Source organism: Clostridium beijerinckii (genome assembly GCF_036699995.1).
Lineage (GTDB): Bacteria > Bacillota > Clostridia > Clostridiales > Clostridiaceae > Clostridium > Clostridium helianthi.
The window spans coordinates 2060491-2076117 of sequence record NZ_CP144906.1 but is presented as its reverse complement, the minus strand read 5'-3'; the positions used below and the strand labels follow the sequence as shown (position 1 = coordinate 2076117).

Annotated in this window: 18 protein-coding genes; 5 read left to right on the top strand and 13 right to left on the bottom strand. The window is 28.4% G+C overall.

All coding sequences use genetic code 11. From position 1 onward, the window contains the following. Nucleotides 1–82 precede the first annotated feature (82 nt). Nucleotides 83–574, top strand: coding sequence for a hypothetical protein (locus PZA12_RS09695; protein ID WP_077855285.1), 492 nt, complete (start codon nt 83–85; stop codon nt 572–574). Nucleotides 575–700: 126 nt separating this feature from the next. After that, nucleotides 701–856, top strand: coding sequence for a hypothetical protein (locus PZA12_RS09690; protein WP_011969194.1), 156 nt, complete (start codon nt 701–703; stop codon nt 854–856). 159 nt (nt 857–1015) lie between these two features. Here the strand turns inward: PZA12_RS09690 and PZA12_RS09685 are convergent, their stop codons facing one another. The 3 genes from PZA12_RS09685 to glyA all read right to left on the bottom strand — a co-directional run bounded on the left by PZA12_RS09685 (nt 1016) and on the right by glyA (nt 3363). Then, nucleotides 1016–1264 carry a hypothetical protein gene (locus PZA12_RS09685; protein WP_078117034.1) on the bottom strand — a complete coding sequence of 83 codons (249 nt, stop codon included), beginning with the start codon at nt 1262–1264 and terminating at the stop codon, nt 1016–1018. A 127-nt stretch (nt 1265–1391) separates the two neighbouring features. Then, nucleotides 1392–1907, bottom strand: a complete 516-nt coding sequence (locus PZA12_RS09680) for an isochorismatase family cysteine hydrolase (protein ID WP_078117035.1) — start codon at nt 1905–1907, stop codon at nt 1392–1394. 220 nt (nt 1908–2127) lie between these two features. After that, the gene (gene glyA, locus PZA12_RS09675; protein ID WP_103698307.1) at nt 2128–3363 is read right to left on the bottom strand and encodes a serine hydroxymethyltransferase; all 1236 of its coding nucleotides are present in this window, start codon (nt 3361–3363) and stop codon (nt 2128–2130) included. Nucleotides 3364–3710: 347 nt separating this feature from the next. On the opposite strand from glyA, the gene PZA12_RS09670 reads away from it, so the two are divergent. Together PZA12_RS09670 and PZA12_RS09665 are read left to right on the top strand one after the other, a co-directional pair. Then, nucleotides 3711–4469, top strand: coding sequence for a threonine/serine ThrE exporter family protein (locus PZA12_RS09670; protein WP_077839022.1), 759 nt, complete (start codon nt 3711–3713; stop codon nt 4467–4469). Nucleotides 4470–4534: 65 nt separating this feature from the next. Continuing rightward, on the top strand, nt 4535–4984 hold the full coding sequence (locus PZA12_RS09665) for a threonine/serine exporter family protein (RefSeq protein WP_077839021.1): 450 nt from the start codon (nt 4535–4537) through the stop codon (nt 4982–4984). A 10-nt stretch (nt 4985–4994) separates the two neighbouring features. On the opposite strand, the gene PZA12_RS09660 is transcribed toward PZA12_RS09665, so the two are convergent. Both PZA12_RS09660 and PZA12_RS09655 read right to left on the bottom strand, forming a co-directional pair. Next, nucleotides 4995–5519 carry a hypothetical protein gene (locus PZA12_RS09660; protein ID WP_181005996.1) on the bottom strand — a complete coding sequence of 175 codons (525 nt, stop codon included), beginning with the start codon at nt 5517–5519 and terminating at the stop codon, nt 4995–4997. A 121-nt stretch (nt 5520–5640) separates the two neighbouring features. Beyond that, nucleotides 5641–6300, bottom strand: coding sequence for a DUF6483 family protein (locus tag PZA12_RS09655; protein ID WP_078117037.1), 660 nt, complete (start codon nt 6298–6300; stop codon nt 5641–5643). A 225-nt stretch (nt 6301–6525) separates the two neighbouring features. Here PZA12_RS09655 and PZA12_RS09650 point away from each other — a divergent pair, with 225 nt between their 5' ends. After that, nucleotides 6526–7095: a DUF4489 domain-containing protein gene (locus PZA12_RS09650; RefSeq protein WP_103698305.1), complete on the top strand. Its 570-nt coding sequence runs from the start codon at nt 6526–6528 to the stop codon at nt 7093–7095. Between the two features lie 64 nt (nt 7096–7159). On the opposite strand, the gene gshAB is transcribed toward PZA12_RS09650, so the two are convergent. From gshAB to PZA12_RS09610, 8 genes are all read right to left on the bottom strand, one after another. Continuing rightward, nucleotides 7160–9508 carry a bifunctional glutamate--cysteine ligase GshA/glutathione synthetase GshB gene (gene gshAB / locus PZA12_RS09645; RefSeq protein WP_103698304.1) on the bottom strand — a complete coding sequence of 783 codons (2349 nt, stop codon included), beginning with the start codon at nt 9506–9508 and terminating at the stop codon, nt 7160–7162. A gap of 45 nt (nt 9509–9553) precedes the next feature. Further along, nucleotides 9554–10867, bottom strand: a complete 1314-nt coding sequence (locus PZA12_RS09640; RefSeq protein ID WP_103698303.1) for an MATE family efflux transporter — start codon at nt 10865–10867, stop codon at nt 9554–9556. A 96-nt stretch (nt 10868–10963) separates the two neighbouring features. Then, on the bottom strand, nt 10964–11287 hold the full coding sequence (locus PZA12_RS09635) for an ArsR/SmtB family transcription factor (RefSeq protein ID WP_103698302.1): 324 nt from the start codon (nt 11285–11287) through the stop codon (nt 10964–10966). 479 nt (nt 11288–11766) lie between these two features. Continuing rightward, complete coding sequence (locus PZA12_RS09630) at nt 11767–12633, bottom strand: SDR family oxidoreductase (RefSeq protein ID WP_103698301.1); 867 nt, start codon at nt 12631–12633, stop codon at nt 11767–11769. A gap of 143 nt (nt 12634–12776) precedes the next feature. After that, complete coding sequence (locus PZA12_RS09625) at nt 12777–13628, bottom strand: DegV family protein (RefSeq protein ID WP_103698300.1); 852 nt, start codon at nt 13626–13628, stop codon at nt 12777–12779. 169 nt (nt 13629–13797) lie between these two features. Next, nucleotides 13798–14442, bottom strand: coding sequence for a pentapeptide repeat-containing protein (locus PZA12_RS09620; protein WP_103698299.1), 645 nt, complete (start codon nt 14440–14442; stop codon nt 13798–13800). Nucleotides 14443–14611: 169 nt separating this feature from the next. After that, nucleotides 14612–15232 carry a superoxide dismutase gene (locus PZA12_RS09615; protein ID WP_077839011.1) on the bottom strand — a complete coding sequence of 207 codons (621 nt, stop codon included), beginning with the start codon at nt 15230–15232 and terminating at the stop codon, nt 14612–14614. A 133-nt stretch (nt 15233–15365) separates the two neighbouring features. Next, nucleotides 15366–15527: a hypothetical protein gene (locus tag PZA12_RS09610; protein ID WP_242964589.1), complete on the bottom strand. Its 162-nt coding sequence runs from the start codon at nt 15525–15527 to the stop codon at nt 15366–15368. Nucleotides 15528–15627 lie beyond the last annotated feature (100 nt).

Sequence of the window (15627 nt, the reverse complement as noted above, 5' to 3'; positions counted from 1 at the left end):
TATATATTTAAATATACTAACTTAATTTCATTATAAATTTATATAATAATAACTTTAATGTTCATTAATAAAGGAGGTTTTTATGGGAACTCAAAGATGGATTGCCAATGTAGATAATATAAATTACACTATAGAATATTCTAAAAATTTTTTAAGAAAGACCCTACTAGTAAATAACATTCCTGTAAAACTTCAAAGCTCTAAAACTTTTGGAGTTACACGCGAGACTACATTTAAATTGGGAAGTAAAACTGCCATTCTGGTAAGTATAGATAACAATTGTGATATTGCTATTAATGGTACATACTTAGATTCAGGAGAAAAATATGTACAAGTAAAATACATGCCTGGCTGGAATTTTATATTTTTAGGCTTAATTTTACTTATCTTTATACTCTCTTACGATAGTATATGTTCTGCGCTCTTTACTTTAGCAGGTTTTTATTTTCTTATAAGAGTAAGTATAGAACCATCTTTAAATACAAGGCAGCGACTTCTCATTTGCTCATTCATAACATTTTCCATGCATTTGTTTTTTTGGGGTGTTTTATTTGTACTAATTTCTATTTTGTAATATTTTCTTGTAAAAGTATTATAAAATAGAATATTATTTTTTATAATATCTATACTAAATTTACCACAATTAATTTTTCTTAATGTAGATATACTATATATATAATAAGTTAAAGGAGATGATTTTGTGGACAATAATAATAATAAAGATTATTCAGAAAGTAATTTTTTAAGAAATGGCAACAAAACTCAAAATCAATATGCTAAAAGTAGTTACAACACAACAATAAAAAAACCTGGAAGAAATGAAAGTGGAATTGAAGCTGAAAAAAGAGGATTTTAATTTCTGAACCAAATTAACATATTAATAATAAATTTTCCCTAAAAATTTATTATACTTTTTATCTAAAATAGGAGAAGTTTCCTATAGTTAAAATTCTTATAACTATAAGAAACTTCTTTTATTCAATAAGTACTTGAAAATATATAATTCTAATTTAAATCATTTATAAATATTATACTCATCTAATAATCCTAAGATTCTTTTTACGGCATGCTTTGCATCCTTAGGTAATCTTTCCATAGCTTGTTCCCTTTGGCTTTCATCACTAATTTGAGCTATTTGAATAACTCTTTGTTGAAGTCCCGGCACCTTGTTTAATTCAGATACAGCTTTATTAAATTTATTAGCAAAGTCAGGATCTTGTTGCATTCTCTGTTGAACATTGATGATTAATTGATAAGGATTCATTAAATTTTCCTCCCATAAAACCTTCTTTCTTCATAATATATATTATTCTGAAATACTTTAAATGTTCATGAGAAATTTTTAAATAAAATATTTATAAAAATTTAATCTTAATTTTATTGGTTTTTCTTCATATATAAGCTACTCCAATTGACTTTAATTTGTTCTTTATTCTACGATATTTTTCATTATTAATAATTCCTATGCCATTGCTAGGGATGATAACATTAAGTCCAATCTTAACTGCACTTCTTGCAGTCTTAAAAATACATTCATTATTATCAACTCCAACCAACTCTATTTTACTTACTTCATTCTTTTTCATGAATTTCACTAAATTACTATTTCTAAAAGCACTTGCAAATTGTTTTTCAAAATAATTTTGCGATACTATCTTAATCCTCTTATCTAATTTGGCCCCTTTAGTTCCTACAAGACCGTATCCAAAAAATTTCTTATAAAAAAAATTATTAGGAAGTACACTAGCAATATAAATTACTATATCTTTATTTCTCTGATAAAATATAATTTTCTTATTTATATTATTAATAAGATTATCTACATCTTCAAAATTAAATCTCTCTTTATTACGCTGTTCACCAATAAAATCTTCTTGAGCATCAATAATTAAAAGTGCTTTTTTCATCTATCTCCTCATCTTCCACATAAATCATATTATCTTTTCAAAATCTCTTATGTAAATTCTAAACCTCACTTTATTTTATTATTATCATAAGTATTTAATTACTTATTTAAGTATAAATAATAATAAACACAAAAATAAGAATATTGAGTTATTCTTTAGAATTCTAGATAAATATAACAAGAGGCTTCATATAAATGAAGCCTCGCTATGTCCTTATTACTTAATTATATAATGGATGTTTATCACATAAAGTTTCTATTCTAGTTTTAAGAGCTGATAAATCTCCATCTCTATTCTCTATTGCCTCTGATATAACTGATGCAATTTCAGCCATATCATCCTTTACAAAACCTCTAGTTGTTATCGCTGCTGTACCAATTCTGATTCCTGAAGTTACAAATGGACTTCTTGTTTCATTAGGTACCGTGTTTTTATTAACAGTTATTCCAACTGAATCTAATAAAGCTTCCGCTTCTTTTCCTGTTATATCTTTGTTATTTAAATCAACTAAGAATACATGGTTATCTGTTCCACCTGATACAATTTTAAAACCTCTAGCTATTAATTGTGCTGCAAGTTCTTTACAATTTTCAACTACATTTTCTCCATATGTTTTAAAACTTGGGTCTAATGCTTCTTTAAAACACACAGCCTTAGCAGCTATAATATGTTCTAAAGGACCTCCTTGTATTCCAGGAAATATGTTTTTATTTAATACTTGAGCATATTTCTCTTTACAAAGTATTAACCCACCTCTTGGACCTCTTAAAGTCTTATGAGTTGTTGTTGTTACAAAATCAGAATATGGCACTGGTGATGGATGAATACCTGCAGCAACAAGTCCTGCAATATGAGCCATATCTACCATTAGTAATGCACCAACTTCATCAGCTATTTCTCTAAACTTTGGAAAATCTAAAATTCTTGCATATGCACTTGCACCAGCAACTATAAGCTTTGGCTTATGTTCAATAGCAAGCTTTCTTACATTTTCATAGTCAATCATCTCAGTTTCTTTATCAACTCCATAAGATACAAAGTTAAACAATTTTCCTGAAAAGTTAACTGGAGAACCATGAGTTAAGTGCCCACCATGGCTCAAATCCATACCCAATACAGTATCTCCTGGTTCTAATACCGCAAAATATACAGCCATATTTGCTTGTGAACCTGAATGAGGTTGAACATTAGCATGCTCTGCACCAAATAATTCCTTAGCTCTATCAATTGCAATTTGTTCTATTTCATCTACAACGTGACATCCTCCATAGTATCTTTTATTTGGATATCCCTCAGCATATTTATTAGTTAAATAAGAACCCATAGCTTCCATAACAGCTGGACTTACAATATTTTCTGAAGCTATTAATTCTATTCCTTTTTGTTGCCTAACTAGCTCTTTCTCAATTAAATCATAAATTTCTTTATCTTCTCTTTGTATATTTTCAAAATTCATCTTAATAAATCACCCCAATATATTTTTGTTCCCTAACGGGCACGAGAAATCACTTTAACATAGTATAAAATATGTACAAGAGTTTCACTTATATTCAAATTATATGTTTTCTTACTAAATTTATCAACTATTTTTTATATTTTTATATTGCCTTTAGTAGAATTTGTTATATTTTATATTATCTTATAGATTCAGTCTACTATATTAATATGCTTAACTTCCAATGATTTTATCCTCTGATAACATATAATCTTTCATTATTAAATATTATATAACTTACTCCTATAAGAATTATTTATTATGTGCTATAATTCATTTGTTATAAAAAATATATTGGAGAAAAAATTATGGACTTAAATAAATTACTTAAAGTATCTACATTGGCCGGAAAAATAATGCTAGAAAGTGGCGCTGAAACTTATAGAGTCGAAGAAACTATTAGTAGAATATGTACTGCCTTTGGTGCTCATACAGTTGATAGTTTTGTAATACCGACAGGGATAATGGTAACAGTAACTTATTATGATGAGGTTGCTACTCTTGTTCAAAGAATCATTTCCAGAGGTGTTGATTTACATAAAGTAGATTTAGTTAACGATCTTTCTAGAAAAATACAAACAGAAACTATTGATATGAATGAATTTAATAAGGAACTTACAAACATATCCAATAGCCATAGGTACTCTAACTTAACCACTTTATTATGGTCTGCTCTTAGTGCAGGATGCTTTAGCATTATGTTTGGTGGAAACCTTAAGGATTTTATTTCTGCAAGCATAATAGGAGCAGTAATAAAAATCATTGTTGTGATATGTCAAAAATTAAACATAAACGAATTTTTCACTAATTCTTTAAGTGGAGGATTATGTGCTTTTTTAGCTATAGCGTTCATAAAATTAAATTTATCTAATAATTTAGATAAAACTATTATAGGTTCTATTATGCTTCTTGTTCCTGGACTCACAATTACTAATGCAATTAGAGATACTATAGCCGGTGACTTTTTATCTGGTATAACAAAAGCCTCTGAAGCATTTTTAGTTGCGGTTTCTATAGCTGTTGGAACTGGAGCAGTTTTAAGCCTATTTATAAATAACTTAGGTTAATTCTAACCACAATCATGAGCTAATAAAATATATTTCATTTTTTATCATAATATTTAGGAGGTTTTATGCTAACACAAATTGCAGTCTCGTTTTTAGCATCCTTAGGCTTTGGAATAATTTTTAATATAAAAGGAAAGAATTTAATATTTGCATCTATAGGTGGCGCTATAAGTTGGTTTTCTTATCTGTATTTAAAAGAAAATTATGTAGGCGATATCTTATCATTGTTTATATCTTCAATACTATTTAGTATATATTCAGAAATTTGTGCAAGGCTTTTAAAAACTCCTGTAACCACCTTGGTAATTTGTGCGCTTATTCCGCTAGTTCCTGGTTCTGGAATGTATTACACAATGTACGAAACAATAAGTGGCAATATAAGCCGTGCAGTAGAATTAGGATTAAATACATTAGCTAGTGCTGGAACATTGGCATTAGGAGTAATATTTGTCTCTACTATAACAAAACAAGTTACAAATTTAAAAAAAGTTAAAGAAAAATTACTAGAAAAATAATTTAATTTAATTATTTTTCTAGTAATTTTTTAATCGCTTTTATCTCTTCTCTTAAATCATTTAAGGATAATTCCAAATGGTTTATCTTACTATCCATGTCATCTTCTGAATTTTTCTTCTTAATATCATTTGTTGATTTATTAGATTTATTTTTGCTTGAGGTAGTATTTTGCGAAGTACTACAAAACGTATTACTTACATTATAATTTTTAGGATCAAAGTATCTTCCTGGTCCTCCTTGGAAGTATTGCTGTTGGGCATTATATGTCTCTATTACTTGACCAACTAACTGTAACCAATTTCCTAATGCATTTTGAACATTGAACGGAAGCCTTCCTGATAATATATTTCCTAATATCTCTCCTATAAGAATAAATAGCTGTGGATCTACATCTTGAAATCCGTTTGGAATATCTCTACATTCTGAATTTTCAAACTCATCCTCTATGTTATCTCCATTGTCATTTTTACCGCAACTACTATATCCACATGCTCTCGCTAGATTCTCAAAATCATTCCATCCCTTAAATTCCATAGTTTCCTCTAGATTATAATTGCTTTTTATCATTATATTATTTATTTTTAGCAATGTTCCTATGATACAAATAGCAAGTAATTTTAACTACATAATTTACCCAGTTGTATTTAACAAAGATTTATAAACCTAATCTTCTTTCAAGCTCCAAAATTCCATCTTTAACTTCCTCTATAGGAAGATTACCTTCCGTTAATTCATCGTAATCTTTTTCTTTAAGTCTATTGTAAAATTTAATTCCTTCTAAGATAATGCTACCATCATTATGAGTCTTTCTAAGAATGTAAAATAAGGTATCCTCTGCTCTATCAAGCTTATTGGTCAGTTCATATATTCTAAAGATTTTCTTGTCTAAGTCTAAGGAAAGTTCATAATTAATTAATTCATCCGCTACTTCTGCTGCTTCATAAAGATATTTCTCATTTATCTCATCATCTTCAGTATAAGCTTTATAAAAACCTTCTAATGATTTTTCATAATATTGAATTTTGGCACTTTCATTATTTTCCTTATCACTAATTAGTCCTTGAAGTTTCATAAGACTTCCAAATGCTATAAATTTTTCTGCATTATAATGCGTTTCTTTACCTATAAAACTTTCTATACTACTGAAAGAAAATATGTCTATAGTTCCTATATCGATTCCTACGAGAGCCTTAAGTTTTTTATTTATTTTTTCTTTAGCTTCTCCTATATCACCATTTACTATATCCTTTCTTACTTCTTCATTTGTTAATGTTAAAGTATTTTCTATCTCTTTCATATAATCATTCTTTATCATTGAGTTACACCTCATCTTTTAAATTATCAGTTAAATTTGTATATTCCTAAAATATAAATACCTTTGCATTTAATCATTATACTCATAAAAATTTATAAAATATTAGATTTTCTAATACATCACATTTTTATATATTTCTCATACAATATAATATAAAAAGAATCTCTTACAACTAAATTATACGGAGAAAAACTTGATAAACTTATGATAGTATGGAGGTAATTTATGAATATTATTTGTGAAAATGAACATGATTATGATTGCTACGATACTCGTCCTAGCTGCAATTATTCCGACAATCGTCCTAGCTACACTTATTCTGACAATCGCCCTAGTTGCAGATGCTACAATCGTGCTCCAGAACCTGGTAGAGCTTTACTAAATGTTGGTTCTGGTGGAGTTGGACCATTGCCTATAATTTCAACACCATTATCTAGACCTATACCTGTAGCTAGTGTCTCTATAGATACTACTAATATGTGTAATCCTAAAGTGCTTTTAACATTTACTAGCATAATTTCTTTACCTGTAGATATTTTAGTAAATTTAAATTTCACACTAATAAAAACAGTTGGTGATGGAGCTCCTCAACCAATCGGTGGAACATTTACTTTCGCTGAAACAGTTAGTGTCTTAGAATCTGAATCATTTAGTTTTCAATTTTGTGATTGCAATCCAGCTTATGCTAATACAACTTATACAGTTCAACTTGAGCCAACTAGCTTAATTGCTGTAACAGCTGGATTAACTATAACTAATGCAGTATTATCAGCTTTAGCTGTTGAATCTCTATAATTATAGCTAATTATATTAAAGGGAGCTCTTTTGAGAGCTTCCCTTATTTTTATATTTATATATTTTAAACGAAGTTTAATACCCTTAATATTTCTACACCAATTTCTCTTTCCATACCTTTATAAGGATAGCAATGAATATGAATTGCAGGATTAAAATTAAGTTCAATTATTGAGTAATTAGAATTTTCGTCATTAAAATTTTCAAGCATCATGTCAACTCCACAAATTCTTGCGTTGACAGCATCGGCTGCATTTACAGCTATTCTTTTAAACTTTTCAGGAATACTATCAGTATAATCTATACTATCTCCGCCAGTGCTTATGTTTGAATTTTCTCTTAGATAAACAATTTCGTCTTCTTCAGGGATATAATTAAAATCTTTATTTTGTTGCTCTAAAAATAATTCTGCACTTTCATCTAAAATTATCTTTTCAAGTGGTGTTACATAGTGATGGCCTCTTAACGGATCCTGATTCTTTATTTCCACTAGTTCCTTAATAGAACTGACTCCATCCCCTTTAACATTAGCAGGAACTCTATGAAGTATTCCTGCCACTTTACCGTCTATAACTAAAAAACGATATTCTTTTCCCTTAACAAATTCTTCTATGAGGACTGTATTATCATATTTAAATGCGAGTTCAAAAGCCTTTTTAATACTCTCTTCATCGGCACCTTCTTTAAATATGCTTATGCCTATCCCAAAATTTGTTGATTTTGGTTTAATAACAACTGGCTTTTTAGTAAATTCTTTTACTATATTAAAAGACTCATCTATTGAATTTACCTCAATTCCTTTTGGAACTTTAATGCCACTATCAGAAAGAACCTTTTTAGTTACACTCTTATTCTCCATAATTAAAGCAGTTATATAACTATCTTTTGATGTTTTAGTTGCTTGCTTAATATACTCTACTTTATTATTCTTTCTAAGTGATATGAAATTTTCGGATTTATCCAAAACTTCAACTTCTACTCCTCTTTTAATGGCTTCTTTCATTAATATTTGAGTGGATAGCTCTAATTCTTCATATCCTTCCAATTTAAATCTGTTTTTATAAGAATCTTCTTTATATTTCTGTGCTATATCTAAATGGGCATTGATATATCCTTCTTCTTTTACTTTTTTTTCAATTTTATAAGCGTATGTTAGTTGATTATTCTTAATTTTTTCGATCATCAAGTCAATAATTCTTTCTTTGCCAAGATTCAATTTATCATTAATATCTCTTATATTATTTAATATTTCTAATCCCCAAGTCTCTTTGGAAATAAGCTCTCCATCTTTCTTTAATAAAACATCTTTTTGTCCTAGTTTTGAAATTATATTTTGGTTTTCTGTTCCCTCTTCCTGCCATCTATCGTAGTCAGTTTCTTCATTAATTAGCAAAAACAAATTAAATATTTGAAGAAAATAAAGATCATCTAAGCTTATTCCTCCTTTTTCAAAAGGATTAATATCAATACTTCTATATTCTAGATATTGGATTCCATCTTTGCCAAGAGAATTAAAGAAATCACTTGGATCTTTTGGTTTTAGCCTTACACAGCTATATAATTCTTTATGACTTCCTATAAGCTTATCGCTTACAAATCTCCTTAAACTTTCAATATGCTCATCAACAGAATTATAACTAGGATATAGATCTATTTTATTCTTATATCCACACTCACTATTTCTATAAGACAAAGCCCCTTCATTTGAAAAACTATCATGTGCAATTTCCTTAGATGAATTCATACAAGGTCCCATATAGCTTTTGTCAACAACTCCACTTGCTCCTAAAAGATATATAATAATCCACCTATACCTCAAGTAATTTCTTGTAACCTTTAAGTATAAGTTATTTTTAAACTCCTTGTATCCCAATTTCCTATTTTTACTAAATATTCCATTGAAAAGCTTATAAGTGTTCTGTCTTTCATATAAACAGTATAACTTTTTCAAGAAATCATCATCAAAGGAAAAATTATAATGGATCCCACATATAAGCTGTTTTTTGCCCCCATATTTTTTTATTAAATTTTCTCTGTAACGTCTAGCTTCCCTACCTTTTTCATTATCACCATATTCTGCAATTCTAATTTTATCATCGGTAGGTACTATTCCCGGCATAGACTGTGGCCATAAGTATTCATCCTCAGTTTCCATTGCAACAATATCATATAGCACTTTAGAAAAATTATAAGTTTCCTCTATATTTTTAAATGGTGGTGTTATAACTTCTATTTGACTTTCAGCAAAATCTGTAGTTATATATTTGTTTTCCACTTTCTCACCAAACACTGCTGGATGTCTTTTAACTGATAACTCCCCTTTATTATTTACTCTTAAACTTTCTCTTTCTATACCATAATTACCTTTTAATAACTCAAAAGGTGTAAATAATTCTTTAAGTTCATTTAACATTGACTGCCTCCCCATATAAATTTTATCTATATATTTTATTAATTTCTATTTATATTTTCTTTTCACCTCAATTATATATAATATATAAGCTACACTTCCTTTTAGAATACTCGATATAGAAATACTTATCCAAATACCATTTAACCCAAATGGTTTTATTAAAGCTAAAGCCATTGGTATTCGTAGTGCTGTAAATATAACGCTTATAATTGAAGATATTTTAGGTTTTCCTATACCTGTAAATAATCCATTAGATACAGTTTCTGTAGTACTAAATAATTGAGAAAATGCTACTACTTGCAAGTACATATTCGCTATTGCAATTGTTTGCTGATCTTTAACAAATAATTTAACAAATGGTGTACTAAAAAACATGAATATAAATGCCATAAGAAGAGAGTATATAATTCCTATCCTAAGTGCTGTATTATATCCTTCTTTAATTCTTTTATATTTTTTTGCTCCAAAATTTTGACCTGTAAATGCAGCTATCGCACCATGAAGACCACCAATAACCATATATGTAATAGATTCAATTTGAAGTCCTATTTTTTGAGCTGCTATTGCATCTGATCCAAATATAGCTATTATTTTTGCAAGAAATATATTTATTATAGTAAATAAAATTCTTTGTATAGCCATAGGAAATCCTAAAATTATTATTTCCTTTATCTTATTATAATCAATTTTTACACTAAAATTATACCTAAGTGTTCCCGATGATCTAAATAAATATAACAAAAACATTATAATATTAGCAATCATTGTTGCAATTGCTGCTCCTTCAACTCCTAGTTTTACAGCATAAATAAAAATCGGGTCTAATATTATATTTGCAACTACTCCTACAACATTTATATTAAATGCTAATCTATTATTCCCAAAACTCCCCAATATTCTTGCATATAAAAGATTAAAAAATGCAAAAATTATTGTAGGCCCACTGAAAAGTAAAAAATCATATGCACCTTTTTCAACTACGATATCATTAATATTTAAAAAATTTATAAGTGCTCTTCCTAATATTATAAGTATAAATCCAAAAATAAACGACATTGCTGCATTAATTAAAAGGCCTGCATTAATATATTCTTTTATCTCATTCTCTTCTTTTTTACCTATAGCATGCGCAACTTTTATTCCTGTTCCTATAACTACTAATGAATTTATGGAATATCCAAGACCTACAAAAAAGCTTGCTGATCCAACACTTGCGACAGCATTGCTTCCAAGTCCGCCAACCCACAGCATATCAACTAGATTATATGTAAATTGTAGTAATGAACTTCCCATTATTGGTACTGATAATCTTGTTAGAACATTCAGTGTTTTTCCTTTAGTTAAATCAATTTGTTTCATTTCATCTCCGTTTTTATAAATTTTTATTATTTTTAATAAGTACATTATATTTAATATATTATAAAGGTTAACAAAATCGTACTTTCATATTAACTTTTAATTAAAATCTTCATTTTTCTTATCATTTTGTGTACAATCCTCATTTTCTGTAATTAGATTAAGTAAAAACAACACTAATCTATTACAATTATTTGTGTCTAACTTGTACAAGTTCCAAATTCCATCTTTTCTTGCTTTAACCAATCCACAATCTATTAATACCTTCATATGATGAGATAAGGTAGGTTGTGTAAATTTAAAACTCTCTAATATCTCGCACGCACATTTTTCTCCACAAGATAATAAGTCTATTATTTTGAGCCTATTAGGATCTGAAAGTGCCTTTAAAATTCTTCCATTCTTATCATATTTCTTACACACATTTAACTCCTTTTTCAATATTAACCATTTTATTAATCTATGTATATAGTATAGATATTCATCTATGTGTAGTCAAGATTTTTTATTTTATTTTACCTTTCAAACCAGCATTACATATATACCTATCTATTTGATGCCATAACTCTAACTACTATCTTCTGTTGATAAATAGTATATTTTAATCTATAGTTTCCGCAAACATAAATGCTAGTATTATTCTTTTAGCATTTTTCATTAATATATTTTACTTTCTATGGAAACGTTACTTAAATCAAAAGAGCCAAGATTTTATTCCTGGCTCTAGATTTTCTAATCAATATTTTACAATCTTAAAATCATGATTTTGATTTATATAATTTATATAATAAGTTTTACTATTAGTTTCGCCACTCTAAAAGTAAGCTTACAATATAAATTCCTTAATATAACTTATATAAAATTGTTATCCAAAACATTATGTACAAATTTATTTGTTTAATCTACGCATTTACTATTTCTCCACCATTAACATGAATCACTTGCCCTGTGATATATGAGGCACATTGTGACGCTAGAAACACATAAGCTCCAGCACACTCTACTGGCTGACCAGCTCTTCCCAATGGTGTATCCGATCCAAATTTCTCAACCTTTTTTTCATCAAAGCTTGCTGGAATTAATGGTGTCCAGATTGGCCCAGGTGCAATAGCATTTACTCTTATATTAGTTTTTCCTTTTGCTAATGCAGTAGATAAAGATCTTGTTAATGTAACTATAGCACCTTTAGTCATTGAATAATCAATTAATGTTTCATTTCCTTTATATGCAGTTATTGAGGCAGTATTTATTATACATCCGCCTGCTTTCAAATGATTTAATGCTGCCCTTGTCATATAAAATGTTCCATATACGTTTGTCTTAAATGTCTTATCAAATTGCTCGTCACTTATTTGCTTGAAATCCGTACTTTCATATTGAACCGCTGCATTATTAACTAATATATCTATTTTTCCGTATTCTTCAATAGTTTTTTCTAAAACATTATTACAAAAATTAGGATCACTAATATCACCTTTAATTAAGGTACATTTTCTGCCTATATTGTCTATTATTTTTTTTGTTTCTTCTGCATCTTTATTTTCATTATAATAAGCAATCACTATGTCAGCACCTTGATTGGCATATGCTATCGCAACCGCCTTTCCGATTCCACTATCACCTCCAGTAATTATTGCAATCTTATCCTTTAATATGTCTCCTTTTTTATTATAACTTGGATCATCGTATATTGGAGCCGGATTCATTTCATACTCTAGTCCTGGTTGTTCTTTTTGTTCTTGTTTTGGAAAAGATGTTGGAAAATTCATTTTAATTCCTCCTGTTTGTCTTTATTTTTATAAAGACTAGTTTTTCCTATATACTAAAAAATATTTATATGCAAAAATTAAACTTCTAGTAAGTTAGAAATTTAATTTCACTTAACTTACTAGAAGTTTATTTGTAATACCTCTTATTCATCTATTCTCTCGATTGCGAGACCTACAAGTCCTGGTCCTGTATTTACACCAAGCGCTGGACCTATTGTTCCAGCTATTGTACATTCAACTACATTGGGTAAATCTTTTATCAAACAGTATAGATTTTGTACCTTATCAAAACCATTTCCATCTAAAATCCAAGCTTTATATCTACCTTTTTCTAAATACATTTTAAATATACTAGTTAATTTAGATACAGCTTGCTTTGAACCTCTAACTTTAGCCGCCGTTCTATATGTTCCATCTTCTGCTACAGTTATTATTGGCTTTAGATTCAAAAACTCTCCTATTGTTCCTGCCACTTTACCAATCCTTCCCCCTTTTTGAAGATATTCTAAAGTGTCTATTGTAAAAAATAAATCGATCTTCTCTCTGTATGTAGGTAGAATTTCAATTATTTCATTAAATGTTTTACCTTCTCTAATTAACCTTGCAGTTTCTAAAACCATTGCACCTTCTGCCATTGTTAATGTTCTAGAATCAAAAACAAAAGTTTTCAACTCTTCAAATTCCTCACAAATTAATCTTACTGCGTTATATGTTCCAGAAAATGCAGATGAAATAGTTATTATTATTGCATGCGTAAATCCCTCACTAATAACTTCTTTCAAAACGCTTGTTATTTTTTCAATACTTGGTAGTGATGTTTTTGGAATTTCTGTTTTTAATCTATCATACATAAATTGTGGAGTTATATCAATTCTATCCTCGTATTCCTTATCCGCATATATAATTTTAAACGGCAGAAGCCTTATTTTGTTTGCTTCTAATAACTCTATACTTATATCCGATGCACTATCAGTAATTAATGCTATCTTTTCCACTTATTGTTCCTCCTAAATTAATTTTACATTACAATTATTATATCACTCTCCATAAGTTTATCAATCTTTCAAAAATATTTTGAAACTTATACCCTAACTTAAAAAAATCTAATCCTTAAAGCAAAAAAATAAATCGCCTACAGATAATTTTACTGCAACCCAAATAATACTATTTAACTATTACACCAAGAAACCTTGCTAGCTCTACTGCCTGCATAGGCGATACAATAGCATCTTTTAGCTCTCTTCCTGTTAGCGATATGTCTGATATATTATTTTCCCTAAAATCTACTTTTTTAAGAGGAGTATTGGTAAACTCAGAGTTAGCTAAATCGCATCCATTAAATGCAACATAAGTGAAGCCACATTCCAAAAACATACTACTTCTCATATCGCATTCCTGAAATTTTACATTTTTGACTTTTGAATATCCAAAGTTTGAGTACCTGCTAACTGTATCTTTAAAAAAAACGTCTTGTATACTACTATCACTAAAATCAGCTCCTAAAAGCTTGCAATTATTAAATTCTACCCTATGTATACTTCCATTTGAAAAATCAATATTTGATAAATCACAATTTTCAAATATTATATCTGCTAAATCTACATTTCTTAAACAACATTCACTGAACACAACATTTTCAAACTTGCATGCACTAATCTCTATCCTTTCTTCATTTATATATTCTAAACAACTATTTTTAACTAAAGTATTTGTTAAATATTTTTCATTTATGAGTTTCTCTTTAATATTTATATTTTCTTCTAATAAACTCTTTAATCTTGGTCCTGATATTTTTTTAAGTTCCGTCATATATGCTCTCCTTACCCCAAAAATTAATTTTAAATTTTCCTTTATTATAATTCTTATTTTATGAATTGTGTATAATAATTTACTATACGCCATCTTGATTTTATTTTAGTACATATAGAAAAGAGAACTTTAACTAAAGTAAAGCTCTCTTTATTGACGGAAATTAAAATCAAACCAAATTATCATTCTTATACAATTCCTCAACTCGCGCCCAGTCAATTAAATTCCATATGTTTTTAACGTAATCTCCACGTAAATTTTTATATTTCAGATAATACGAGTGCTCCCAAACGTCTATTGTTAGTATTGGAGTAAATCCAAAACTTAGAGGTGTATCCTGATTTGAACTATTTGCAACTTTCAGCTTACCACGTTTATCTTTAACTAGCCAGCCATAGCCTGATCCAAATTTATTTATTGCAGCTTCGCTAACAAGCTTCTTTAACATTTCTAGTGAACCAAAAGTACTGACTATTTCGTTAAGTAGTTTCCCTTCAGGTTCCTTTTTAGGATAAGGGAAAAGAATTGAAAAATATAAATTGTGATTTAATACACCTCCACCTTGATTTATAACATCGCGATAAATTTTTTTAGGTATTTTATTTGGATTTGAAAGTATTTGCTCTAAAGTTTTTCCCTCTGTAAATTTCTCATATCCCTTAAGAACATTATTTAGTTTATCAACATATCCTTGAAGATGTTTAGTATAGTGTACTTTTACAGTTTCTTCATCAATGTATGGTTCTAGTGAATTATACGAATACGTTAATTCAATTTTTTCATATCTCATATTTTTCCTCCAAACTTTAGAGAACAAAATTCATTTTATATTATAGTATGTTTTAATTGAATAAATGTTCACCTAAATAATCAAAGTAAAAATTTGAAATCCTATCAACACACATGAGAAAATCTATAATTCTTTACAGTACAAACTTCTCAATTATTATTTCTCCTTCTTTATTTACATATGCCTTAATATCTTTACTTGAGACATCTAATGTTTTTAATCTTTCTCCAAAACAAAAATCTGTATTGCTATATGCAATTTTTGCAGTTATAATTCCTCCTTGCAACACTTCCAACCTGGTTGTTACCCCCGAAGGACTTCCAGCTATTCCAAGTTTAATATTTCCTCTCGCTGATATAACACCGCCTCTTGCTACTGAATCCTCACGTAAAAGG